This window comes from Amaricoccus sp., from assembly GCF_047602525.1.
Classification (GTDB): domain Bacteria; phylum Pseudomonadota; class Alphaproteobacteria; order Rhodobacterales; family Rhodobacteraceae; genus Amaricoccus.
In genome coordinates, this window is the sequence record NZ_JASGHB010000001.1 from 1,913,603 (window position 1) to 1,935,362 (window position 21,760).

Below are 21,760 nucleotides of genomic sequence, written 5' to 3' on the forward strand. Positions count from 1 at the left end.
CGACCTCCTAGAGTTTCACGCGAGGGTCGATCTTGGCATAGACAAGGTCGACGATGAGATTGAGCGCAATGAAGACCAGCGCCAGGGTCACGACGGCGGCCTGCACCACCGGGATGTCCCGCTGATTGATGGCGTTGAAGACGAGGCGTCCGATGCCGGGCCAGGAGAAGACCATCTCGACGACGACCACGCCGCCGATCAGGAAACCGAATTCGAGGCCGATCATGGTCACGACCGGCAGCCAGGCATTGCGCAGCGCGTGGCGCACGACGACGGCGCGTTCGCTGATGCCCTTCGAGCGTGCGGTGCGCACGAAGTCCTGGCCCAGCACTTCGAGCATGGACGAACGCACAAGACGCGCATTGCGTGAGATCGAATAGAAGGCCACGGCGAAGCCGGGCATGATAAGATAGTAGAGCGTCTGCGGCAGGTTGGTGAAGGCGCGGACGAAATCGCCCTGGATCAGCGGCATGATGAAGGGCACATGGCCCGAGATCGGCAGGATCCGCAGTTGCAGGCCGAAGAACATGATCATCATGATCCCGAGCCAGAAGCTGGGGATCGATTGTCCCAACATGCCCATGGTCATGATCGACCCATCGACCGCGCTGCCGCGATTGAGCGAAGCGAGAACCCCGAGCGGGATGGCGACGACGATGGCGAGGAACATGGCAAAGAGCGTCAGTTCGAGCGTCGCCGGCAGGGCCTCCATGACCGCCTCGATGGCCGGGCGCTTGTAGGAGAGCGAATTGCCGAAATCGCCCTGCATGAGATTGCCGAGGAAACTCAGATATTGCTCGGGCAAAGGCCGGTCGAAGCCGAGCGCTTCGCGAGTGCGCTGGATTTCGGCGTCGGTCGCGCGTTCGCTGACATAGAGGTAAGTCGGATCACCGCTCATCTGCAGAGCGGTGAAGGTAATCAGCGTTACCCCGATGATGACGATGACGCTCTGGATGAGGCGTCGGATGATAAATGTCCACATGCGCGGTCGACCGATTCTGGAGAACAAGGGGATGCGCCACCTGTGGCGGCGCATCCGGTTGGCGTCAGGCTATTGCTTCAGCGTCGCGGCAAAAAGCTCGATCTCTTCGTCGCGGCGCGGCGTCCAGTCGAGGCGATTGCTCACGCCATAGAAATCGGGCTGGAAGTAGAGCTGCAGCCACGGGCCTTCGTCATGGAAGAGTTTCAGCATGCGGTTGATGACCGGGCGGGCCTCTTCCACCGTATCGGCTTCAAGGGCCAGCTTCCAGTCGTCGAACCAGCGCGGATCCTTCCAGCTCTGGTAGTTGGTGGCCGCTTCCGGGGTCGAGAACAGGCTCATGTCGTAGAGCGGGTTCCAGGTGACGCCACCCTGGCCGAGGAAGAACAGCGGACCCATTTCCTTGGTGCGCAGCAGCGGGGAATAGACCGAGGCCCATTCAAGCAGCTCGACTTCAGTCTCGACGCCCACATCGGTCAGATACTGGCCGATGGCCTGCACCACATTGGCGTCATTGAGGTAACGGCCGCGCGGTCCCTGGAGGCGGATGGTTATCCGCACGCCATTTTCGCCGCGCGGATAACCCGCCTCGTCGAGCAGCTTTTCAGCCATGTCCGGATCGTAGGGCACGGGCTCAAGCTCGGGATTGTCATTGGGCGGATTGACGAGGCTCGTCATGCGCGTGCATTCGGTGCCCAGAAGCTGGGTACAGATGCTGGGAACGTCGACGGCAAACTGCAGCGCCCAGCGCACCTTGGGGTCCTGGATTTCAGCAGCACCCGGCATGCCGGCCACGCCTTCGCCGAGGTTGAAGCCGATCTGCATGCGGCGCGTGCCGCTGACCTTGGCCACGGTCGCCGAGCCCGATGCATCGATCGCCGGAACCTGGTCGGGCGCCACATTGGTGATGATATCGACATTGCCCGCGATCAGTTCGGCCGTGCGGGTCGACGCCTCGGGAATGATGCGCCAGATGATGGTGTCGAACGTGCCGGGGTCCTTGACCTTTTCAAGCACGATCTGCGAGCCGCGATCCCAGGAGGCCAGGCGATAGGAGCCCGAGCCGATCGGGTTGGCGGCCGCCTCTTCAAGGCTCATCTTCTCGTAGCTGTCTTTGCAGTGAATATAGACCTGCGCCATCATGCCGAGCGCCAGTGTGGTCTTGGCGCTGAGATTGATCTGGACATTGAGGTCATCAACGACCTCCGCCGACTTGAAGCCGAGCGTCGTATAGACAAAGCTGGGCGTATTGCCGGTAAAGGCATTGGCCGGGTCAGCCGCACGATTGAACGAATAGGCGACGTCTTCCGCCGTCAGCGCTTCGCCGTCGTCGCAGGTCAGGCCTTTCCTTGATGGTGAAGGTATAAGCAAGGCCATCGTCGCTGACCTTGGTGTCGTCAACGAGATAGGGCTCGACCTCGCCCTCGAAGTTGACCTTGAACAGCGTCGCGAAGATGTGCTTGGCGATGTTGGAATTGTCGCGGCTCGAAATCTGCGCCGGGTCGAAGGTCGAGGCATCGGCGCTGAGGCCAACGACAACGGTATTGTCGGGCGGAGCGGCCAGTGCGGTTGTCGATAAGGCGGCTCCCAAGGCCGCCGCAAGCGCGAAGCGTGGCAGTGTTTTCATGGTCATTCCCTCGTTGACCTCCCGGAAGCACTTGTATTTGCCGGCCTGTGACCCGCCGGCTTGATCCGGCACACGGGGTTTCTCCTGCCCCTGCGTGCCGGACGTGATCACTGTGCGAGAGCGGTGTCGAACAGGTAGACCTTCTCGTCGCGGCGCGGTTCGAAGGTGACGCGGTTGCTGACGCCGTAGAAGTCGGGCTGGAAGTAGAGCATCAGCCACGGTGGATCGTTGTAGAAGACCTCGAGCATGCGATCGATGACGACGCGACGTTCTTCTTCCGTCTTGGCTGCGGCAATCTCGGCCCAGCCGGAGAACCAGTCGGGGTTCTTCCACTCGGTATAGTTGGTGCCCGCATCGACGGCCGAGAGATCGGCCATGTCATAGAGCGCGCTCCAGGTGCTACCGCCCGAGCCGAGGAAGAACATCGGGCCCATGTCGTGCTTGGACAGCATCGGCACATAGACCGAAGCCCATTCCATCAGTTCGACATTGGTCTTGACGCCGATATCGTCGAGATACTGGCCAATGGCGAGAGCCACATTGGCGTCGTTGAGATAGCGGCCGCGCGGCGCCTGGAAAGTGATCTGTAACCCTCCGCCGAGGGCCGCCTGACCGCGTTCGGGTGATGGTGATAGGTGCGACCTTATGGTCGACCTTAAGTCCGGACTGGAGATCGAGGTTCTGTCGGCGGCAGATGCCGCGCGGCGCCGGCATTGGAGCGAAGCGGACAAGCTCCGCATCGTGGAGGCGAGCTTCCGGGGATCGCGGATGGCTTCGGCGACGGCGCGGGCTCACGGGATCTCGCGGTCGCTGCTGACGACGTGGCGACGGCAGTTTCGCGAGGGAACGCTCGGGGCGGACAGGCAGCCGAGCTTCGCTCCGGTCCTGATGTCGCCCGCGGTGGCGCCGGGAGCCGAGCCGGCGTCGGGCGGAGAGCGGATCGAGATCGTACTCGGGAACGGCCGGCGGCTGATCGTCGGTGCCGGGATCGAGGCGTCGGCGCTGGCTCGGATCGTCGCAGTGCTGGAACGGGCATGATAGCGTTCCCGCCGGGGGCGAAGGTCTGGCTCGCCGGCGGGGCGACGGACATGCGGAAGGGGATGAACGGGCTGGCGCTCCTGGTGCAGCAGGGGCTCGGGCGCGATCCGCATGGCGGGGAGCTGTTCTGCTTTCGGGGCCGGCGGGGGCAGCTGATGAAGGTGCTGTGGCACGACGGGGTTGGCATGTCGCTCTACGTGAAGCGGCTCGACCATGGCCGCTTCATCTGGCCGACGCCGGCGGACGGGGCGGTTTCGGTGTCGGCGGCGCAGCTTGGCTACCTGCTCGAGGGCATCGACTGGCGGAACCCGCGGCATACCTGGCGGCCGTCCGCCGCCGGGTGACGAAGATCGCTCCACGCGGTCGATTTCTCTCCAACGCATTGGCGAAGCGCGATAAACTCGGAACATGCTTCCCGAGCCGAGCGAGATCGAGGCCCTGCGCACCGCGCTTGCGGCGGCCGAGGCACGCGCCACGGCCGCCGAGGCGGAGGTCGCCGCGGCGGCGCGGGAGCGGGCGGTGCTGGCGAGCGCCGAGGCGACGATCGCGGCGCTCCGGCTCGAGATCGAGAAGCTTCGGCGGGCGCTCTACGGGACGCGGTCCGAGCGCAAGGCGCGGCTGCTCGACCAGCTGGAGCTCCAGCTCGAGGAGCTGGAAGCGACGGCGACCGAGGACGACCTCGCCGCCGAGGCGCTCGGCGCGGCGCCGGCCGCGGCACCCGCGCGGGACCGCCGGCGGACGGGGCGCAAGCCCTTCCCGGCGCACCTGCCGCGCGAGCGCGTCGTCGTTCCGGCGCCCGCGTGCTGCGAGGCCTGCGGCTCGGGACGGATCGTCAGGCTCGGGGAGGATGTCACCGAGACGCTGGAGGTGATCCCGCGCCGTTGGAAGGTTGTCCAGACCGTGCGGGAGAAGTTCACCTGCCGGGACTGCGAGCGGATCAGCCAGCCGCCGGCGCCGTTCCACCCGACACCGCGCGGCCGGGCCGGACCCAACCTCCTGGCGACGATCCTCTTCGAGAAGTTCGGCCAGCACCAGCCGCTGAACCGCCAGGCCGAGCGCTATGCCCGGGAAGGCGTCGCGCTCAGCCTCTCGACGCTCGCCGACCAGGTCGGCGCCTGCGCCGCGGCGCTCGCGCCGCTGCACGACCGGATCGCCGCCCATGTGCTCGCCGCCGAGCGGCTGCATGGCGACGACACCCCGGTGCCGGTGCTGGCGAAGGGCAAGACCGACACCGGCCGGCTCTGGGTCTACGTTCGCGACGACCGGCCCTTCGGTGGCGGCGCCCCGCCGGCCGCGCTCTATCGCTACTCCCGCGACCGGCGCGGCGAGCATCCCGCGGCGCATCTCGCCGGCTGGAGCGGTATCCTCCAGGCCGACGCCTATGCCGGCTTCGGGTCGCTCTACGCCCCGGACCGTTCTCCGGCCCCGGTGACCGAGGCGCTCTGCTGGGCGCACGCCCGGCGCAAGTTCTTCGAGCTCGCCGACATCGCCGCCTCCGCCCGCCGCGGCGCCCAGGCGCCGCCGATCTCGCCGCTCGCCCGCCAGGCCGTCACCCGCATCGACACCGTCTTCGACGCCGAGCGCGCGATCACCGGCCTCGACCCCGGCGCCCGCCTCGCCGCCCGGCAGGCCGAGGTCGCTCCGCTGGTCGCCGATCTCGAGGCCTGGATGCGTCGCGAGCGGGCCGGCCTCTCGCGCCACGCCCCCGTCGCCAAGGCGATGGACTACATGCTGAAGCGCTGGGACGGCTTCGCCGGCGTCCTCGCCGACGGCCGGGCCTGCCTCACCAACAACGCCGCCGAGCGCGCGCTGCGCGGCATCGCCCTCGGCCGGAAGGCCTGGCTCTTCGCCGGCTCCGATCGGGGCGGCGAAAGGGCCGCCCTCATGTACGGCCTCATCGCCACCGCCAAGCTCAACGACGTCGACCCGCAAGCCTGGCTCGCCGACGTCCTCGCCCGCATCGCTGGAACGCCGGCATCGCGGCTCGACGATCTCCTGCCCTGGAACTGGACCTCCGGCGCGGCCGCAAGCGCTGCCTGACGCGGCCCTCGGCGGAGGTTTACAGTGATCTCGAAGCGGGTGCCGTCTTCACCACGCGGATAACCGGCGGCATCGAGCAGTTCTTCGGCCTTGTCCGGATCGTAGGGATAGGGCTCGAGCGAGGGGTTGGCGTTCGGCGGATTGACGAGGCCGGTTGCGCGCGTGCAGTCAAAGTTCAGGAGTTGCGAGCAGATGGCTTCGACATCGACCGCATATTGAAGCGCGACGCGAACATCGGTCTTCTGGATGGCGGCGCCACCTTCCGAACCCGTCGCGAAATCCTCGCGCATGTTAAAGCCGACATAGATGCGGCGCGTGCCCTGCACGCTCTTGACCACGGCCGTGCCCGAATTGTTGATGGCATCGAGCTGGTCGGGAGCGACATTGGTGATGATGTCGACATTGCCCGCGATCAGTTCGGCCGAACGCGTCGAGGCTTCCGGAATGACGCGCCAGACGATGTTCTGGAAATTGCCGTGATCGCCGATCTTTTCCAGCACGACCTGCGAGCCACGATCCCAGGAGGCGAGGCGATAGGAGCCTGACGCAACCGGCTTGGCGGCGGCATCTTCAAGGCTCATCTTCTCGTAGCTGTCCTTGCAGTGGATGAACACTTCGGCGATGAGGCCGAACGACACCGGGTTCTTCTTGCTGAGGTTGATCTTGACCTCGTTTTCGCTGACTTCCTCGGCGCCGTTGAAGCCGATCGAGGAGTAAACGAAGCCGGGCGTGTTGCCGGTAAAGGCATTGGCCGGGTCGGCGGCGCGATTGAACGAATAGGCGACGTCTTCAGCCGTCAGCGCTTCGCCGTCTTCGCAGGTGAGGTTGGGTTTGAGCGTATAGGTATAGCTCAACCCGTCCTCGGCCTCGACATAGGACTCAGCCATCTGCGGCACGATCTCGCCTTCCGGCGTGATCTCATAGAGCGTGCCGAAAATGTGCTTGGCGATGTTGGAGTTGTCGCGGCTGCTGATGGCGGCCGGGTCGAAGGTCGAGGCATCGGCGGAAATGCCAACGACCAGGGTATCTGCAGGCGGGGCGGCATAGGCGGAAGCGAGCGGCAAGATAAGCGCCGCCGTGCCTGCCATGAGAAGATGTCTCACGGTCATCATTGGGACGTCCTTTGCTGGAGTGCAGAGTGGTGGGTTTGGCCGATCTCTCGCTTCGTATGCGTATCGAGATCAGCCGGATTAATCGCTTGGCCCTGTTGCGCGGAAAGAATGCAGGCTTGAACCATGCGAAGCGAATTGAGGTGGTCGCGCCCGGTGCACGGCAGGGGAGCCGTGCCGCGCATAGCGGCGACAAAAGCTGCGAGCAGCGCCTTGGCGTCATTGATCCACTGCTCGTAAGGCGGCAGCGACACCGGGGTCAGTTCGGGATCGGCGTGGAGCGCGTAATTGAGTTCGCCGAACTGGTCGTTCTGGACGACGACGCCCCGCGCGCACTCGCTGCGCCATTGGAAACCCGGTTTCTGCCAGTTGGACTGCCAGAGCCCCTGGTAGTTCACCTCTATTCCATTGGCGAAGCGGATCAGCGCCGAGACATTGGCGTCGTCGCGATACATCGACCAGCTGGGATTGAAGGTCGAACCGAAGACCAAAACCGGCTCCGAGCGATAGACGAAGCGCATCAGATCGAAGTGATGGATCGACTGTTCCCAGAGCATCGGCTGATCCATGGTCAGCGGATACTTGTTGAAATTGGGCTTCCAGCCATCGCGCCAGCGCTCATAGGTGAAGCGTCCAAATTCCGGAGCACCGATGGTCTCGTCGAAAAGGCGCAGGGTTTCCTGCGTCACCGGCAGGAAGCGGAAATTGAGGCCCACGGTCAGCGGCACGCCGGCGTCTTCCGCCATGGCGACATAGTGAGCGGCAAGCTCGACACTGTCGGCCAAGGGCTTTTCGGCAAGAATTGCAAGACCGGCGGAGCAGGCCGCTTCCATTTGCTTCTCACGACCGCCGGGCGGGGTGGCGAGGAGCACGAAATCGGCGTCGACCCGGCCAATCAGGTCGAGATCGCCCGAGCTGAACCCGGTCGAGAACATCTGGCAGTTCATGCGCGACAACTGGCTCTCGAACCGGGTCTTCAAGGGCTACGACGACATCGTCGCCCACTGCTGCGCCGCTTGGAACGACCTCGTCGACCAACCCTGGCGCATCCGATCCATCGGCCGTCGGGACTGGGCGCAAGGGTTCTGATCAATGCGGGTTGGTATTAGCGAAGCGCAGATCATTGGCGTGCTGCGCGAGCAGGAGGCGGGCGGGACGACCGACGAGGTCTGTCGTCGGCACGGGATCAGCCAGCAGACCTTCTACCGATGGAAGGCGAAGTATGGCGGCCTCGAGGTGTCGGATGCGCAGAAGCTGAAGGCGCTCGAGGACGAGAACCGGCGGCTGAAGAAGCTGCTGGCCGAGTCGATGCTGGATGTGGCGGCGCTGAAGGATCTGCTGGGAAAAAACTGACCGGGCTCGCAGCGCGCCGGGAGGCCGTGCTCCGCCTGATGGCCGAGCGCGGGCTTTCGCAAAGGCGCGCCTGCGAGCTGGTCCGGATCGATCCCAAGACCGTGCGCCGGGAGCCCGAGCCTGGCGACGGCGACGTGCGCGAGCGGCTGCGGAGCCTGGCGGCGGACCGGCGCCGCTTCGGCTACCGGCGGCTCGGCATCCTGCTCGAGCGAGAGGGCATCACCATGAACCGCAAGAAGCTCTACCGGCTCTATTCCGAGGAGGGGCTGGCGGTGCGCCGCCGGCGCGGCCGCAAGCGGGCGACCGGGACGCGGGCGCCGGTGACGCTGCCGGACGGGCCGAACCAGCGCTGGAGCCTCGACTTCGTCTCCGACGCCCTCGACTGGGGCCGTCGCTTCGCTCGCCATCGTCCTCGGACCGATGGCGGACAATGGCTCGCCCTCGCGGTCGTCGACGACTTCACCCGCGAGGCGCTGGCTCTCGTGGTCGACACCTCGATCGACGGCGGGCGTCTCGCGCGCGAGCGCGACGCGCTCGTCGCCCGCCGCGGCAAGCCAGCCGTCATCGTCAGCGATCGAGCCATGGGAACGCCACTGGTCCGAGAGACCATGGCGAGGGGCACCGAGATGACCAGCCGCGCCATCCTCGAATGGACCAACCGATCGGGCATTGCCTGGCACTGCATCGCGCCGGGAAAGCCGCAGCGGAACGGCTTCGTCGAGAGCTTCAACGGCCGGCTGCGTGACGAGTGCCTGAATGAGGAGGTGTTCGCCAACCTCGCCGAGGCCCGCACGACCATCGAGCGCTGGCGGCTCGACTACAACCTCGTCCGGCCCCACTCGGCGCACGGCGGCCTGACACCGGATGCGGTTCGCCAGGACCCCGCGGCCGGCCGGCTCCGCCACACCAACCGCTCCGCCGGCCGCCCGCTACCGTCGGCGACGGAGGTCCGCTATCAAAACCAAGGGCTCTCACAATGATCGAGGGACCGGAGGGGGGCACGTCACGAGCTCGGGCGCGTGGTGGCGGCGCTGGCGGAATCGCTGGCAGTAGCAGCTGAGCGTGCCCTTCAGATTGAGCAGATTGAGGATGAATATCTGACCACTGCACTGGCCGAACTTCAGGAAGCGCGCCGGATCATTGCAGAGGCGGGCCAGCGGCGTGTTGCGGATCAGGACCGTCTGGCACGAACCGAAATCCGGGCGCCGCAAGCCGGGGTCGTGCATGAATCGGTGCTTCACACCGTGGGAGGCGTCGCAAGTGCGGGCGAAACTCTAATGCTCATCGTGCCGACTGACGATCCCTTGCTGGTCAATGTGCGGATTGAGCCGATGGACATCGACAAGGTAGTCGTTGGGCAGGAGGCCGTTTTGCGTTTCTCTGGCCTCAACCCGCGAACTACGCCGGAGCTGTTCGCCGCAGTCTCAAGAATCGCGCCCGATGCCACCCAGGATCCGATGACGGGGCAGCAATACTATGCGGCCCGTATCGCAATTCCAGACGGGGAACTGGCCAGGATGCCTGGGAACACGGTTCTTGTTCCCGGCATGCCCGTGGAGGCTTTTTTTGCAGACGGGCGATAGAACCGCACTTTCATATATCATTCACCCTGTTGCCCAGCAGCTCAGCAGGGCGCTTCGCGAAGACTAGGCAGCGCTGGACATTTGGCCATTGGAAAAGTGAGGCCGCGTCAGTTAGCTCGGGAGTCTGTTTGCACTCTATTGGAACGCAGTTTTCAAGGTCTCCCTTGTGAGGGCGCCATTGACAATACACGGCAGCGTCAAACGAAACCCAGATCAGCTCAGTTTCTAGTACAAGCCTAGGCCAGGATAACGTATTCATCCTCTGGTCACTGCGAGAAGAATGGCCCTAGATGCTTATTTCCAGTAAGTGTCGGTCTCAGTTAAAACCCGCCCCGGCCCCGAGGCCCTTCCCCGGGTCGAGTTAACCCGATATTCGCATCCGCCGGCTCGAATGGCCGGGTGACGGAGGCGAAAGTGACGCGACCGCGATTTCCCGCACTGGCGGCGCTGCTGCTGCTGGCGTTGATCGGCCCGCGGGCGCTGCCAACACCGGCCGCCTCCCCTCCCCTTGCGTTCGCCGCGTCCCGCCCCGAGGGCCACAGCCTCCGGGGCGTGGCCGTCGTGACCGATGGCGACACGCTGCGCCTCGGCGGCACCAAGATCCGGCTCTTCGGCATCGACGCGCCGGAATCGCACCAGAGCTGCCCGGATCGCGCCGGCAACACCTGGCCCTGCGGCACGGTCGCCGCCGAGCGGCTGGAGGCGCTGGTGGCGAACCGGGTGGTGGATTGCGAGCTTCAGGACGCCGACCGCTACGGCCGGATGGTGGCGAGCTGTTCGGTCGACGGGCGCGACCTCGGCGCCACCATCGTCGCCGATGGGCTGGCACGGGCCTATGCCCGCTACAGCGACCGCTACCTGCCCGACGAGGCCGAGGCGCGCGCGGCGGGCCGCGGCCTCTGGCAGGCGGAGACGGAAGCCCCGTGGGACTGGCGGCGCGACCGCGGCAAGACCGAGGCCATCGCCTCGCGCGCGCCGGCACCCGTGGCCAAGCCGCAGGCCGAAGCGAGCACGACGTCGAAGACCGCGGCGGCCACGCCCGAACCCGGCTGCGAGATCAAGGGCAACATCGGCGGCAACGGGCGCAAGCTCTACCACACGCCGGAGATGGCCTCGTGGTCGCGCACGCGCATTGATCCGACCCGCGGCGAGCGGTTCTTCTGCGACGAGGCCGCGGCGCTGGCCGCCGGCTGGCTGCCGGCCTCCGGCGGCAGGACCAAGGCCGCGGAGCGCTGAAGCGCGGCTCAGGCCGGGTCGGCAGCGGCGGCGTGGGCGGCGCGCCAGCCGAAGACCATGGCCGGGCCGATCGTCGTGCCCGGGCCGGGATAGGTGCCGCGGAAGATCGAGCTCGCATCGTTGCCGCAGGCGTAGAGCCCGGGGATCCGCCGCCCGGCGGCGTCGAGCACGCCCGCATCCGCGTCGATCCGCAGGCCGCCGCTGCCGGCCAGGTCGATCGGCACGACGCGGAGCGCGTAGAACGGCCCGGCGCCGATCGGCCCGATGCAGGGGTTGGCCGTGCCGGCTTCCGGGTCGCCGTTGAAGCGGTTCATCACCGAGGTGCCGCGCCCGAAGGCGGTGTCGACGCCGGTCTCCGCACAGCGGTTGTTGGCCGCGACCTCCTCCTCCAGCGCCGCGGCGTCGACGCCGATCGCCGCCGCGAGCGCGGGCAGCATCGCGGCGCGGGTCAGGTAGCCCCGGCGCAGCAGCCGCCCGAGGCCGCGGCCGCCGGGCAGCACCATCCCGAGGCCGTAGCGGCGGACGAAGGCATCGTCGACCACCAGCCACGCCTCGGAGAGGCCGGCGCGGATCAAGCCGGTGCAGAAGTCGTGGTAGCTGTCGGACTCGTTGACGAAGCGCCGGCCGTTCCTGCCGACGGCGATGAGGCCGGGTTTCGCCCGGTCGAGCAGGATGTGCGGCCAGATCGACGGCACGTCGCCGCCATTCGGCAGCAGCGAGCACGGCATCCAGAGCGCCGGGCTGTCGCACCCGTCGTCCACCGCCGCGCCGAGCCGGTCGGCGGCGAGGCCGATGCCATCGCCGGTGGTGCTGACAGGCGACTGGGAGAGCGGCCCGATCTCGCGCGGGAAAAGCTGCGCGCGGAGCGCCGGGCTCCAGCCGATGCCGCCGGTGGCAAGCACCACGCCGCGGCGGGCGCGCACCCGGCGCGGGCCGGACGGCGTGGCGATCACCGCTCCCGTCACCCGGTCGCCCTCGCGCAGGAACCCGGCGATCGGGCTGTCGAACCAGACCGGCACCGCGCGCTGGCGCAGGCTCAGGTAGAGCCGGCCGACGAGCGCGTTGCCCATCAGCAGCCGGGTGCCGCGCCGGTGGCGCAGCCGCGCCCGGGCGTGGCCGAGCAACATGCGGAGCGTGGTCCCGAGGTTGCCGGCGCTGGCGAGCGGCCGCAGCAGCGCCGCAAGCTCGGCGCGGCCGACCATCATGCCGCCGAGCCCCATGAAGACGTCGCGCGGCGGCCGGACCCGGGCGAAGTCGGCGCCGAGCCGCCGGCCGTCGAACTCGACCGGGGCGAGCGCCCGGCCGCCGAACGCGGCGCCCGGGCCGTCGAGGTAGTCGGGATGCGCGGCCGAGGCGGTAAAGCGGACCTCGGAGTTCTTCTCGAGCTCGTCGATCGCGGCCGGGCCAGAGGCGAGGAAGGCGGCGCGCAGCGCGTCGCCACCGCGGTTGCCGACGACGTACTGCAGGAAACGGGCCGCGTCCTCGGCACTGTCCGGCACCCCCGCGGCGCGGGCGAGCGCGGTGCCGGGGATCCAGGCGGTGCCGCCCGAAGTGGCGGTGGTGCCGCCGACCATGCCGGTCTTCTCGCAGAGCAGCACGGACAGCCCGGCGATTGCCCCGGTCAGCGCCGCGGTCATGCCCCCGGCGCCCGCCCCGATCACCAGCAGGTCGACGGTCTCGTCGACAGGTTCCGGCAGCTCCGCCTGCATCGTTCCGCTCTCCCGGCGCTCGCTCCACCGCGGGGAATCGCCCGTCGGCCTCGGCTCGACCATGGCACAGGCGCCGGATTATTGGAATATCATTCCAATATAGAAATATATTTCACCTCGGCAGTCGCAGGGTGGCCCGAAGGCCGCCGAGTTCGGAGCTGTCGCCGAGTTCGAGCGTGCCACCGTGGCTGCGCGCCACGTCGAGGGCGATCGAGAGGCCGAGGCCGACATTGCCGCCCGACGGCGTGCGCGCCTCGTCGAGCCGGGCGAAGGGTTGCAGCGCCCGGCCGCGGTCGGCCTCGGCAATGCCCGGCCCGTCGTCCTCGACCACGAAGCTCAGCGTGCGCGGGGCCAGCCGGACGGTGACGAGCACCTCGCGGCCGTGGCGCGCGGCATTGCCGACGAGATTGGTCAGCGCCCGGTCGACCGCGCCGGCCCGCATCGGCACGAGCGTGCCGGCGGGGACCTCGGTCGCCTCGAGCCGGATGCGCGTGCCCGCCCGGCGCGCGGCGTCCGCCACCCGCGCGGCCAGCGCCGCGGGATCGGCCGGCGCCGTCGTCTCGAGCCCGTCGCCCCGGGCAAAGGCCAGGAACTCGGCCAGCATCCGCTCCATCTGGTCGACGTCTTCGCCGAGGTCGCGGGTCTCGTCGGTCTCGTCCATCAACGCGAGGGTGAGCTTCATCCGGGTGAGCGGCGTGCGCAGGTCGTGGCTGACCCCCGACAGCATCTGCGTGCGCTGCTCGATCTGGCGCTCCAGCCGGGCGCGCATGGAGAGGAACGCCGCCCCGGCACGGCGCACCTCCTCCGCCCCCGCCGGACGGAACGGCACCGAGCGGCCCTTGCCGAACTCGTCGGACGCCTCGGCCAGCGCCCGGATCGGCCGTACCTGGTTGCGCAGGAAGATCACCGCCACCACCGTGAGGATGATCGCGACGAGGATCATCAGCACGAGAAGCTGGTGCGGATTGGCCACCGACAGCCGCTCGCGCGGCACCTCGACGTGCAGCATCCCGAGCCGGGTGCCGACCTCGAGCACCGCCACGCGCGGATCGGAGAGATCGACGTTGACCGGCCCGTGCAGCGCATCCGTCAGGGTCTGGACGATGACCGGGCCGGTGAAGTCGAAGAAATCCCGCTGCACCCCCGGCGTCACCTCCACCCCCGGCTCGAAGCGCATGGCGAGATCCAGCGGCCGGGCGAGCGAGACGAGGCGCAGCTCGGCCTCGGCCGGGGTCGCCGACGAGTCGACCTGCGTCGTGGCGTAGGCGAGCGCATAGGCAACGCTGCGCGACATCTGCTCGCTGACGCGCAGATAGTGGCGCTGGAAGAACACCAGCCCGACCACGAGTTGCAGCACGACGATCGGCACCAGTAGGATGGTGAGGGCGCGTCCGAACAGGCTGCGCGGCAGCAGGCGCCGGGGAGACGAGGAAGCCATGGCCGGGACGGTAGCACGCGAGGCCGGCGGAGGCACGGGCGCAGTGGAGCCGGGACCGTTCGACCTGACGCACGCGCCCGCGATCGGGGTGGCCGAGCCGCTGGCACCGGGGCTCCGCGTGGTCACGGCGCCGAACGGCGGGCCGATGACCTTCACCGGCACGCGCAGCTATGTCCTCGGCACGGGCGAGGTAGCGGTGATCGACCCGGGGCCGGACGACCCCCGGCATCTCGCCGCACTTGCCGCCGCCGTCGCGGGGGAGCGGGTGGCGGCGGTGCTCGTCACCCACGCGCATCGCGACCACAGCGCCGGGGCGGCGGCGTTCGCCGCGCGGGTCGGCGCGCCGGTGCTGGCGCACGGCGATCCCGCGGGCGCCCGCTCGCCCGCCATGGCGGCGCTGGCGGCCACGCCGGGCATCGGCGGGGGCGAGGGCATCGACCCGGGCTTTCGCCCCGACGAGCGGATCGGCGAGGGCCGGGTGATCGCCGGCCCGGGCTGGACGCTGACCGCGCTGGCGACCCCGGGGCACACCGCCGACCACCTGAGCTTTGCCTGGGCCGAGGGCGATGCGCTCTTTTCCGGGGATCACCTGATGGGCTGGGCGACGACGCTGATCTCGCCGCCCGACGGCGATCTCGGCGCCTTCCGGGCCAGCGTCGCCCGGGTGATCGCGCGCGGCGACGCGGTGCTCTATCCCGGCCACGGCGCGCCGGTCGGCGATCCCGCCGGCCTCGCGCGGCGTGTCCTCGCCCATCGCGACCGGCGCGAGGCGCAGATCCGGGCGGCGCTGACGGCCGGGCCGTCGACGGTGCCGGCACTGGTCGCGGCGCTCTATGCCGACGTCGACCCGCGGCTGCACCCGGCGGCGGCGCGCAACGTGCTGGCGCACCTGATCGACCTGACGGAGCGCGGCGTCGTCGCGCCGGACGGGCCGGTGGGGCCGCTGTCGGTCTGGGCGCTGGCGTAGCGCCCCCGCGCGCTTCAGCCCGCGCGCTTCAGCCCGCGCGCACCAAGCGGGCGTCTCCCGCGACCAGCTCGCCCTCGGCCCGGTCGAAGCGCAGGTGGGCGAGGCCACGGCCGTCGGCAACGGAGAAGAGCGTGCCCGCGGGCTTGCCCCCGGCGAAGATTTCGGTGCCGGGCGGCGGCGCGGCGCCCTCGACACGCACGGCGACGAGGCCCTTGCGCAGCTCGGTCTTGTGCTTCATCCGCGCCGTGACCTCCTGCCCGACGTAGCAGCCCTTGCGGAAGTCGACGCCGTGCAGCCGCTCGAAGCCCATCTCGAGGATATAGCTGTCGTCGGGGCGCAGCTCGACCCCGGTCTCCGGCACGCCGAGCGCGACCCGCCGCGCCGCGTGCGCCGCCGGATCGAGCGGTGCCATCCCGGCCAGAAAGCCCGGCCCGTCTGCCGGATACGCGCGCCAGCCGAGACCGGGGTCGCGCGGGTCGGGCAGCGCGCCGGCCGGCGGCTCGCCTTCTCCGAGCACCACCGCCCGGCCGTCGGGCTCGATCGCGACCCTTGCCCGCAGGCGGTACACCGCGAGCCGCTGCGCCAGCGCCGCGGCACGATCGGCCTTCACGTCGAGCAGGACCCCCTCGCCGCCGCTGTTCCCATCCGTGTCCGACAACATCAGGAAGTCGAAGAGATACTTGCCCTGCGGCGAGAGCAGCGCGGCGTAGACCGGGCCGGCGTCGAGCCGGCGCACGTCGTTCGTCACCAGCCCCTGCAGGAACTCGCGGGCCTCCGGGCCGGAGACCCGCAACAGGGCGCGGTCGGTGGCGTGATAGCCGCTGGTCATCGTCGGTCTCCTCCGGCCTCGCGACATAGTTCGGGAACGCCGCGCCGGCCACAACGATTCATTGATGGACGCGCGCCGGCGCGCCGGTCACGATGACGCCGGCTCCCGCCGGAGGAGCGGGCAAAGAGGGGAGACGAAGCCATGGTGCGCACGCAGGTCCGGGCGACGGAGTCCGATCCCCGCATCATCGAGATCGACACGCCCCGCGTGCTCGGCCGCGACCAGCGCCACTTCGGGGTGATCGACATCGGCTCGAACTCCATGCGGCTCGTGGTCTACGACGACCTGTCGCGCGCGCCCTTTGCGCGGTTCAACGAAAAGTCGTTCGTGGCGCTGGGCCGGGGACTGGGCGAGGACGGCCGCTTCACCGGGGAGGCGATGGACCGGGCGCTGCGGGCGGTGCGGCGGTTCAACGCGATCGCCCGGGCGATGGGCGTCGAGCGGGTCGACGTCCTCGCCACCGAGGCGACGCGCAAGGCACTGAACGGCAGCGACCTCGTGGCGGCGATCGAGGCCGAGACCGGGCTGCGGCCGCGGGTTCTCTCCGGCGACGAGGAGGCGACCTATGCCGCCACCGGCGTCATCTCCGGCTTCTTCCAGCCGAAGGGCCTCGCCGGCGACATGGGCGGCGGCAGCCTCGAGGTCGCCGAGGTGCTGGGCGACCGGGTGGGCGAGCGCAAGGTCTCGATGCCGCTCGGCGCCCTGCCGGCGAAGGCGCTGATGGCCGAAGGCATCGACGCGGCGAAGGCGCGGATCGACGCGATCCTGCGGGACAGCCTGCCGCCGCTGCTGACCGAGCCGACGTTCTATGCGATCGGCGGCGGCTGGCGCGGGCTGGCGCGGGTCCACATCGCCGAGACCGCGGCGCCGATCGCGGTGGTGCACAACCACGAGATCGCCGCCGGCGAGGCGCGCGCGCTGGCCAAGCGCATCGCGCGGATGAGCCCGGAGGAGGTCTCGGCGCTGCCCGACGCGCCCAGCCGGCGCGGCAACACGCTGGCGGCCGCCGCCCTGGTGCTCTGGCGCGTGCTGAAGCACCTGCAGCCGGAGCGGGTGGTGTTCTCGGTCTTCGGCCTGCGCGAGGGCTGGCTCTATGCCCAGCTCGACGCGGCGGAGCGCTACCGCGACCCGCTGCTCGAAGGGGCGATGGCGATCGGCCTGCCGGCGGCGCGGGTGCCGGCATTCCCGGAGGCGCTCGGCCGCTTCACCAACTCGCTGTTCCCCGCCGAGCCGCAGACCGGGCGGCGGGTGCGCCTCGCGGTCTGCGCCCTGACCGATCTCGCGTGGCGCGACCACGAGAAGGTGCGGGCGCACGAGAGCTTCCGGCGGCTGCTGCAGTTTCCCTTCGTCGGCCTGTCGCACCCGGAGCGCGCCTTCGTCGCGGTGGCGATCATGGCGCGCTACGGCGGCGAGGTGGACGAGACGGTGCGCGCCGTGGTGCGCGACCTGCTGCCGGCGTCCGACCTGCGCCGGGCGGAGATCCTCGGCCGGGTGCTGCTGCTCGGCCACCGGGTATCCGCGAGCGTGCCCGAGATCCTCGACCAGCTCCGGGTGGTGATCGGCACCGATGCCGTGCGCCTGGAGGTCCGCCCGGGCGTGAGCGTGCCGGACAGCGACGCGGTGCAGGCCCGCCTGCGCCAGCTCGCGCGGGTGGCGGGCGTGCCGGGCGCGGAGATCGTGACAGTGGAGTGAGCGCGCGGCGCCGGGCCCCCGCCGACTGCACGCGCTCGCGCGGGTAGCCTTGAGATATCAGGACCTTGGCCCGATGCCCCGGCCCGGGCTCCCCGGCGCGGCGCGGCTTGCCGGCTTGCGCAAAACCCAATAGACCGCAGCCGACAGCGTGGGAGCCTTGACATGACGTCTCCGAAGAAGGTCGTGCTCGCCTATTCCGGCGGCCTCGACACCTCGATCATCCTGAAGTGGCTCGCGACCGAATACGGCTGCGAGGTCGTGACCTTCACCGCCGACCTCGGCCAGGGCGAGGAGCTGGAGCCGGCGCGCAAGAAGGCCGAGCTGCTCGGCATCAAGCCCGCGAACATCTACATCGAGGACCTGCGCGAGGAGTTCGTCCGAGACTTCGTGTTCCCGATGTTCCGCGCCAACGCCCAGTACGAAGGGCTCTACCTGCTCGGCACCTCCATCGCCCGGCCGCTGATCGCGAAGCGGCTGGTCGAGATCGCCGCGGCGACGGGCGCGGATGCGGTCGCGCACGGCGCGACCGGCAAGGGCAACGACCAGGTCCGCTTCGAGCTTCTCCGCCTACGCGCTCGACCCGTCGATCCGGGTCATCGCGCCGTGGCGCGAGTGGACCCTCACCTCGCGCACCAAGCTGCTGCAGTTCGCCGAGGAGAACCAGATCCCGATCGCCAAGGACAAGCGCGGCGAGGCGCCGTTCTCGGTCGACGCGAACCTGCTGCACACCTCCTCCGAGGGCAAGGTGCTGGAGAACCCCGCCGACGAGGCGCCGGCCTATGTCTACCAGCGCACCGTCGCGCCGGAGGACGCCCCCGGCACGCCGACCTACGTGGAAATCGGCTTCGAAAAGGGCGACGCGGTGTCGATCGACGGCGAGCGGCTGTCGCCCGCGGCGCTCCTCACCCGGCTGAACGAGCTGGGCGGCGCCAACGGCGTCGGACGGCTCGACCTGGTGGAGAACCGCTTCGTCGGCATGAAGTCCCGCGGGGTCTACGAGACGCCGGGCGGCACCGTTCTGCTCGCCGCGCACCGCGGCATCGAGCAGATCACGCTCGACCGCGGCGCGGGGCACCTGAAGGACGAGCTGATGCCCCGCTATGCCGAACTCATCTACAACGGCTTCTGGTTCTCGCCGGAGCGCGAGATGCTCCAGGCGCTGATCGACAAGAGCCAGGAGCACGTCGAGGGCACCGTCCGGGTAAAGCTCTACAAGGGCAGCGCCTCGGTCGTCGGCCGCTCGTCGCCCGCCTCGCTCTACTCCGAAAGCCACGTCACCTTCGAGGACGACGCCGGCGCCTACGACCAGAAGGACGCGGCCGGCTTCATCAAGATCAACGCCCTGCGCCTGAAGCTGCTCGCGGCGCGGAACCGGCGGATCTCCGGCTGAACCCTCGCGGGGCGGCGGGCAACGCACCCACCGCCCCGCCCTTGCGCACCGGCGTGCGAGCGTCTACCTAACGCGCGGCCCTGAACCAGACGGAACGCCGATGGGATCGCTCATTCTAGTCCTGCTCTTCATCATCAAGATCGTCTGGTGGATCGTGCTGGCGCACGTCATCATGAGCTGGCTCATCGGGTTCAACGTGCTGAACCGCAACCAGCCGATCGTCTGGAACATCTGGAGCGGGCTCAACCGCGTGCTCGAGCCGATCTATGGCCCGATCCGCCGGGTGCTGCCCGACATGGGCGGGCTCGACCTGTCGCCGCTGGTCCTGATCGTCATCCTCTACGCCCTGCAGACGATCCTGGTCCGAAACGCGGTGTTCTTCTACTGAGGCCGGGCCGCCGCCCCACAGTTCACGCGATGCGCCGCTGCGGCAGCGCGGCCAGCGCCTCGCGACGCTCGTCGGCGAGATCGTCCTCGAACATGCGGATGGCGATCAGATGCCCCGCAGCGACGCCATCGAGCGGCTTCGACAGGAAGCAGCCCTGCCCCACGTCGCAGCCGAGGTCGATGAGCCGCTTCAGCTGGCCCTCGGTCTCGATGCCTTCGCCGATCGTGAGGATGTCGAGGTCGCGGGCGAGGCTCGTCACCGCCCGGATCACCGCGCGCGAGCCGACGTCGTTGAGGTCGGTGTCGACGAAGCTGCGGTCGATCTTGATCCGGTCCAGCTCGAAATCCCGCAGGTGGGCCAGCGACGAGTAGCCGGTGCCGAAATCGTCCATGGCGATGCGGACTCCGAGGGCGCGGATCCGCTTCGGCGCGGCGAGCGCGGCGAGCAGGGCGTCGGCCAGAGCCCGCGCCTCCGCCTCGCTGCCGACGGTGGCGATCACCGCCATCTCGTCGCCTTCCAGCCGGAACAGGCGGTCGCCGGGGCGGCACACCGGAACGAGCCGGTCGGCCACCTGGGTGAGCGCGGCATCGCCGGCGAGCTGGCCCAGCGTCTCGTTGACGGTCTTGAAGTGATCGAGGTCGAGCATCACGATCGCGACGCCGCCGGACCACGAGGACAGGCGCTGGATCTCCTCGCGAAAGCTCCGCCGGTTCGGCAGCCCGGTCAGCGCATCGTGATAGGCCATGTGAACCATGGCGTCCTGCGCAGCCCGGTAGTCGGTCACATCGTCGTAGGACAGGATCGCCCCGCCCTCCGGCATCTTCTGGCAGCAGCTGGCCATGAGGGGCCCGCCGACGCCGAGCACGCTGATGCAGGCCGAGGCGAACGTGATGACAGGGGTCGTAAGCGACAATAGCGTCAGGCCGAAAGCCGAGTATCGCCACGAAGTGCGTCGTCCAGACGCCGATGCCGACGACGACAGCGAGAAGAAGCCCCCACAGCACCCGCTCGTTTCCCCGCGTCATGGTTGCCCGTCGCGCCAGGATGACAAGGGTCGCTGCCATCGAGGTGGCAACTACAAGGGCGGTAACGACAAAGCCTATCGCATTGTCCGTCAGAGTTTGCAGCACGGAAGAGGCGATCATACGTTCCACCGGGCCAGATTACAGCCGCGTGTTGCAAGCAAGAAGGTTGGCATGGTTCGAATAAATCAGATTGCAGTCTAGTCATGACCGGCGCAGACGGCGCGCATTACCGTGATGGTTAGCGATGAATTTTGATAGTGCACGACCGCACTTCTGAACGGAGCACTATCGCACCACCGTCAGCCTTCGAACAGGTCGTCCATCGTCCCCGCCTGCCGCGGCGCGGCCAGCCCGAGGTGAGTCCAGGCCCGGGGCGCGAGCACCCTGCCCCGCGGCGTGCGGGCGATGAGGCCCTGTTGCAGGAGGAAGGGCTCGACCACCTCCTCGATCGCGTCGCGGGATTCCGACAGCGCGGCGGCGATGGTCTCGATCCCGACGGGCCCGCCCCCGTAGTTCTCCGCGAGCAGCCCGAGATAGCGCCGATCGGCGGCGTCGAGGCCAAGCGCGTCGACCCCGAGCCGCGTCAGGGCGCGGTCGGCCAGCTCTTCGGTGACGCGGCCGTCGCCCTCGACCAGCGCGAAATCGGCAACCCGGCGCAGCAGCCTGCCGGCGATCCGCGGGGTGCCCCGGGCCCGGCACGCGATCTCGTGCGCGCCCCCGGGCGTCGCCTCCGCCTTCATCAGCCGCGCCGCCCGGGTGACGATCGCCACCAGCTCGTCGACCTCATAGAATTCCAGCCGGGTCGGGATGCCGAAGCGGTCGCGCAGCGGCGTCGTCAGCAGGCCGAGCCGCGTCGTCGCGCCGACCAGCGTGAACGGCTGCAGCTCGATCCTGACCGTGCGCGCCGCCGGCCCCTCGCCGATGACGAGATCGAGCTGAAAGTCTTCCAGCGCCGGATAGAGGATCTCCTCCACCACCGGCGAGAGACGGTGGATCTCGTCGATGAACAGCACGTCGCGGGCGTCGAGGTTGGTCAGGATCGCCGCGAGGTCGCCCGCCTTGGCCAGTACCGGCCCGCTGGTCATGCGGAAGTTCACCCCCAGCTCGCGCGCCATGATCTGCGCTAGCGTGGTCTTGCCGAGCCCGGGCGGGCCGTAGAACAGCGTGTGGTCCATCGCCTCGCCGCGGCGGCGGGCGCTCTCGATGAACACCTTTAGGTTTGCCCGCGCCGCGCGCTGTCCGATGAACTCGTCGAGCGAGCGGGGCCGGAGCGCGCGGTCGGCGTCGTCGGGCAGGCTCTCGGGGCGGACGGTCGGGTCGGGCTTTGGACTCTGCGTCGGATCTGGCGGCGCCATGG

The 21,760-nt window shown here is 69.1% G+C and carries 19 protein-coding genes and 4 pseudogenes; 11 read left to right on the forward strand and 12 right to left on the reverse strand.

What is annotated here, in order from left to right:
* Positions 1-7 precede the first annotated feature (7 nt).
* The 4 genes from QM699_RS09940 to QM699_RS09955 all read right to left on the reverse strand — a co-directional run bounded on the left by QM699_RS09940 (position 8) and on the right by QM699_RS09955 (position 3,145).
* A complete protein-coding gene (locus tag QM699_RS09940; protein WP_415010977.1) occupies positions 8-982 on the reverse strand; it encodes an ABC transporter permease in 975 nt (324 codons plus the stop codon).
* Positions 983-1,051: 69 nt separating this feature from the next.
* Positions 1,052-2,356, reverse strand: a complete 1,305-nt coding sequence (locus tag QM699_RS09945; protein WP_415010978.1) for an ABC transporter substrate-binding protein — start codon at positions 2,354-2,356, stop codon at positions 1,052-1,054.
* Entirely contained in the window at positions 2,253-2,678 is a 426-nt protein-coding gene (locus tag QM699_RS09950; RefSeq protein WP_415010979.1) for a hypothetical protein, read from the reverse strand. Before QM699_RS09950 ends, QM699_RS09945 begins: the two co-directional genes overlap by 104 nt.
* Before the next feature lie 35 nt (positions 2,679-2,713).
* Complete coding sequence (locus QM699_RS09955; RefSeq protein ID WP_415010980.1) at positions 2,714-3,145, reverse strand: hypothetical protein; 432 nt, start codon at positions 3,143-3,145, stop codon at positions 2,714-2,716.
* Between the two features lie 106 nt (positions 3,146-3,251).
* Here QM699_RS09955 and tnpA point away from each other — a divergent pair, with 106 nt between their 5' ends.
* The 3 genes from tnpA (at position 3,252) to tnpC (ending at position 5,684) form a co-directional block, all read left to right on the forward strand.
* Positions 3,252-3,644, forward strand: coding sequence for an IS66-like element accessory protein TnpA (gene tnpA, locus QM699_RS09960; protein WP_415010981.1), 393 nt, complete (start codon positions 3,252-3,254; stop codon positions 3,642-3,644).
* On the forward strand, positions 3,641-3,988 hold the full coding sequence (gene tnpB, locus QM699_RS09965; RefSeq protein WP_415010982.1) for an IS66 family insertion sequence element accessory protein TnpB: 348 nt from the start codon (positions 3,641-3,643) through the stop codon (positions 3,986-3,988). Before tnpA ends, tnpB begins: the two co-directional genes overlap by 4 nt.
* 64 nt (positions 3,989-4,052) lie before the next feature.
* The gene (gene tnpC / locus QM699_RS09970; protein WP_415010983.1) at positions 4,053-5,684 is read left to right on the forward strand and encodes an IS66 family transposase; all 1,632 of its coding nucleotides are present in this window, start codon (positions 4,053-4,055) and stop codon (positions 5,682-5,684) included.
* Between the two features lie 56 nt (positions 5,685-5,740).
* On the opposite strand, the pseudogene QM699_RS09975 reads toward tnpC, so the two are convergent.
* Both QM699_RS09975 and QM699_RS09980 read right to left on the reverse strand, forming a co-directional pair.
* Positions 5,741-6,796: pseudogene (locus QM699_RS09975) on the reverse strand (ABC transporter substrate-binding protein); the annotation flags it as partial.
* Entirely contained in the window at positions 6,793-7,740 is a 948-nt protein-coding gene (locus tag QM699_RS09980; protein WP_415010984.1) for a Gfo/Idh/MocA family protein, read from the reverse strand. The pseudogene QM699_RS09975 and the gene QM699_RS09980, both read right to left, overlap by 4 nt.
* Between QM699_RS09980 and QM699_RS09985 the strand changes: the two are divergent.
* The 4 genes and pseudogenes from QM699_RS09985 to QM699_RS10000 form a co-directional block, all read left to right on the forward strand.
* Positions 7,685-7,882: pseudogene (locus QM699_RS09985) on the forward strand (IS630 family transposase); the annotation flags it as partial. The gene QM699_RS09980 and the pseudogene QM699_RS09985 overlap by 56 nt on opposite strands.
* A gap of 3 nt (positions 7,883-7,885) precedes the next feature.
* Positions 7,886-9,126, forward strand: a protein-coding gene (locus QM699_RS09990; RefSeq protein ID WP_415010985.1) for an IS3 family transposase whose coding sequence is annotated in 2 segments (ribosomal slippage) — positions 7,886-8,141 and positions 8,141-9,126 — 1,242 coding nt in all. Because the reading frame shifts where the segments join, the coding sequence is not laid out codon by codon here.
* A 39-nt stretch (positions 9,127-9,165) separates the two neighbouring features.
* Positions 9,166-9,729 (forward strand): HlyD family efflux transporter periplasmic adaptor subunit, encoded by a 564-nt coding sequence (locus QM699_RS09995; protein ID WP_415010986.1) that lies wholly within the window; start codon positions 9,166-9,168, stop codon positions 9,727-9,729.
* A 414-nt stretch (positions 9,730-10,143) separates the two neighbouring features.
* Positions 10,144-10,965 (forward strand): thermonuclease family protein, encoded by an 822-nt coding sequence (locus tag QM699_RS10000; protein WP_415010987.1) that lies wholly within the window; start codon positions 10,144-10,146, stop codon positions 10,963-10,965.
* An 8-nt stretch (positions 10,966-10,973) separates the two neighbouring features.
* Here QM699_RS10000 and QM699_RS10005 read toward each other — a convergent pair whose 3' ends face one another.
* Both QM699_RS10005 and QM699_RS10010 read right to left on the reverse strand, forming a co-directional pair.
* Positions 10,974-12,674, reverse strand: a complete 1,701-nt coding sequence (locus QM699_RS10005; protein ID WP_415010988.1) for an FAD-binding protein — start codon at positions 12,672-12,674, stop codon at positions 10,974-10,976.
* A 112-nt stretch (positions 12,675-12,786) separates the two neighbouring features.
* On the reverse strand, positions 12,787-14,112 hold the full coding sequence (locus tag QM699_RS10010) for an ATP-binding protein (RefSeq protein ID WP_415010989.1): 1,326 nt from the start codon (positions 14,110-14,112) through the stop codon (positions 12,787-12,789).
* Here QM699_RS10010 and QM699_RS10015 point away from each other — a divergent pair.
* Positions 14,111-15,079, forward strand: a complete 969-nt coding sequence (locus tag QM699_RS10015; RefSeq protein ID WP_415010990.1) for an MBL fold metallo-hydrolase — start codon at positions 14,111-14,113, stop codon at positions 15,077-15,079. The two genes, QM699_RS10010 and QM699_RS10015, sit on opposite strands and share 2 nt — an antisense overlap.
* A 28-nt stretch (positions 15,080-15,107) precedes the next feature.
* Here QM699_RS10015 and QM699_RS10020 read toward each other — a convergent pair whose 3' ends face one another.
* The gene (locus QM699_RS10020; protein WP_415010991.1) at positions 15,108-15,908 is read right to left on the reverse strand and encodes a YgfZ/GcvT domain-containing protein; all 801 of its coding nucleotides are present in this window, start codon (positions 15,906-15,908) and stop codon (positions 15,108-15,110) included.
* 141 nt (positions 15,909-16,049) lie between these two features.
* On the opposite strand from QM699_RS10020, the gene QM699_RS10025 reads away from it, so the two are divergent.
* The 3 genes and pseudogenes from QM699_RS10025 to QM699_RS10035 all read left to right on the forward strand — a co-directional run bounded on the left by QM699_RS10025 (position 16,050) and on the right by QM699_RS10035 (position 19,378).
* Positions 16,050-17,600, forward strand: coding sequence for a hypothetical protein (locus QM699_RS10025; protein WP_415010992.1), 1,551 nt, complete (start codon positions 16,050-16,052; stop codon positions 17,598-17,600).
* A 162-nt stretch (positions 17,601-17,762) separates the two neighbouring features.
* A pseudogene (locus tag QM699_RS10030) lies at positions 17,763-18,990 on the forward strand (argininosuccinate synthase).
* 100 nt (positions 18,991-19,090) lie between these two features.
* Complete coding sequence (locus QM699_RS10035; protein WP_415010993.1) at positions 19,091-19,378, forward strand: YggT family protein; 288 nt, start codon at positions 19,091-19,093, stop codon at positions 19,376-19,378.
* A 22-nt stretch (positions 19,379-19,400) separates the two neighbouring features.
* Here QM699_RS10035 and QM699_RS10040 read toward each other — a convergent pair whose 3' ends face one another.
* The 3 genes and pseudogenes from QM699_RS10040 to ruvB form a co-directional block, all read right to left on the reverse strand.
* Positions 19,401-20,219, reverse strand: coding sequence for an EAL domain-containing protein (locus tag QM699_RS10040; protein ID WP_415010994.1), 819 nt, complete (start codon positions 20,217-20,219; stop codon positions 19,401-19,403).
* Positions 20,220-20,307: 88 nt separating this feature from the next.
* Positions 20,308-20,523: pseudogene (locus QM699_RS10045) on the reverse strand (hypothetical protein); the annotation flags it as partial.
* A 179-nt stretch (positions 20,524-20,702) separates the two neighbouring features.
* Positions 20,703-21,758, reverse strand: coding sequence for a Holliday junction branch migration DNA helicase RuvB (gene ruvB / locus QM699_RS10050; RefSeq protein ID WP_415010995.1), 1,056 nt, complete (start codon positions 21,756-21,758; stop codon positions 20,703-20,705).
* Positions 21,759-21,760: the final 2 nt, after the last annotated feature.

Bases quoted from the DNA above. Each gene is read 5' to 3' on its own strand.
- QM699_RS09940 (WP_415010977.1), bottom strand. From the start codon at position 982: ATGTGGACATTTATCATCCGACGCCTCATCCAGAGCGTCATCGTCATC.
- QM699_RS09945 (WP_415010978.1), bottom strand. From the start codon at position 2,356: ATGGCCTTGCTTATACCTTCACCATCAAGGAAAGGCCTGACCTGCGAC.
- tnpA (WP_415010981.1), top strand. From the start codon at position 3,252: ATGGTCGACCTTAAGTCCGGACTGGAGATCGAGGTTCTGTCGGCGGCA.
- tnpB (WP_415010982.1), top strand. From the start codon at position 3,641: ATGATAGCGTTCCCGCCGGGGGCGAAGGTCTGGCTCGCCGGCGGGGCG.
- tnpC (WP_415010983.1), top strand. From the start codon at position 4,053: ATGCTTCCCGAGCCGAGCGAGATCGAGGCCCTGCGCACCGCGCTTGCG.
- QM699_RS09980 (WP_415010984.1), bottom strand. From the start codon at position 7,740: ATGAACTGCCAGATGTTCTCGACCGGGTTCAGCTCGGGCGATCTCGAC.
- QM699_RS10005 (WP_415010988.1), bottom strand. From the start codon at position 12,674: ATGCAGGCGGAGCTGCCGGAACCTGTCGACGAGACCGTCGACCTGCTG.
- QM699_RS10015 (WP_415010990.1), top strand. From the start codon at position 14,111: ATGGCCGGGACGGTAGCACGCGAGGCCGGCGGAGGCACGGGCGCAGTG.
- QM699_RS10010 (WP_415010989.1), bottom strand. From the start codon at position 14,112: ATGGCTTCCTCGTCTCCCCGGCGCCTGCTGCCGCGCAGCCTGTTCGGA.
- QM699_RS10020 (WP_415010991.1), bottom strand. From the start codon at position 15,908: ATGACCAGCGGCTATCACGCCACCGACCGCGCCCTGTTGCGGGTCTCC.
- QM699_RS10025 (WP_415010992.1), top strand. From the start codon at position 16,050: ATGGTGCGCACGCAGGTCCGGGCGACGGAGTCCGATCCCCGCATCATC.
- QM699_RS10035 (WP_415010993.1), top strand. From the start codon at position 19,091: ATGGGATCGCTCATTCTAGTCCTGCTCTTCATCATCAAGATCGTCTGG.
- QM699_RS10040 (WP_415010994.1), bottom strand. From the start codon at position 20,219: ATGGCCAGCTGCTGCCAGAAGATGCCGGAGGGCGGGGCGATCCTGTCC.
- ruvB (WP_415010995.1), bottom strand. From the start codon at position 21,758: ATGGCGCCGCCAGATCCGACGCAGAGTCCAAAGCCCGACCCGACCGTC.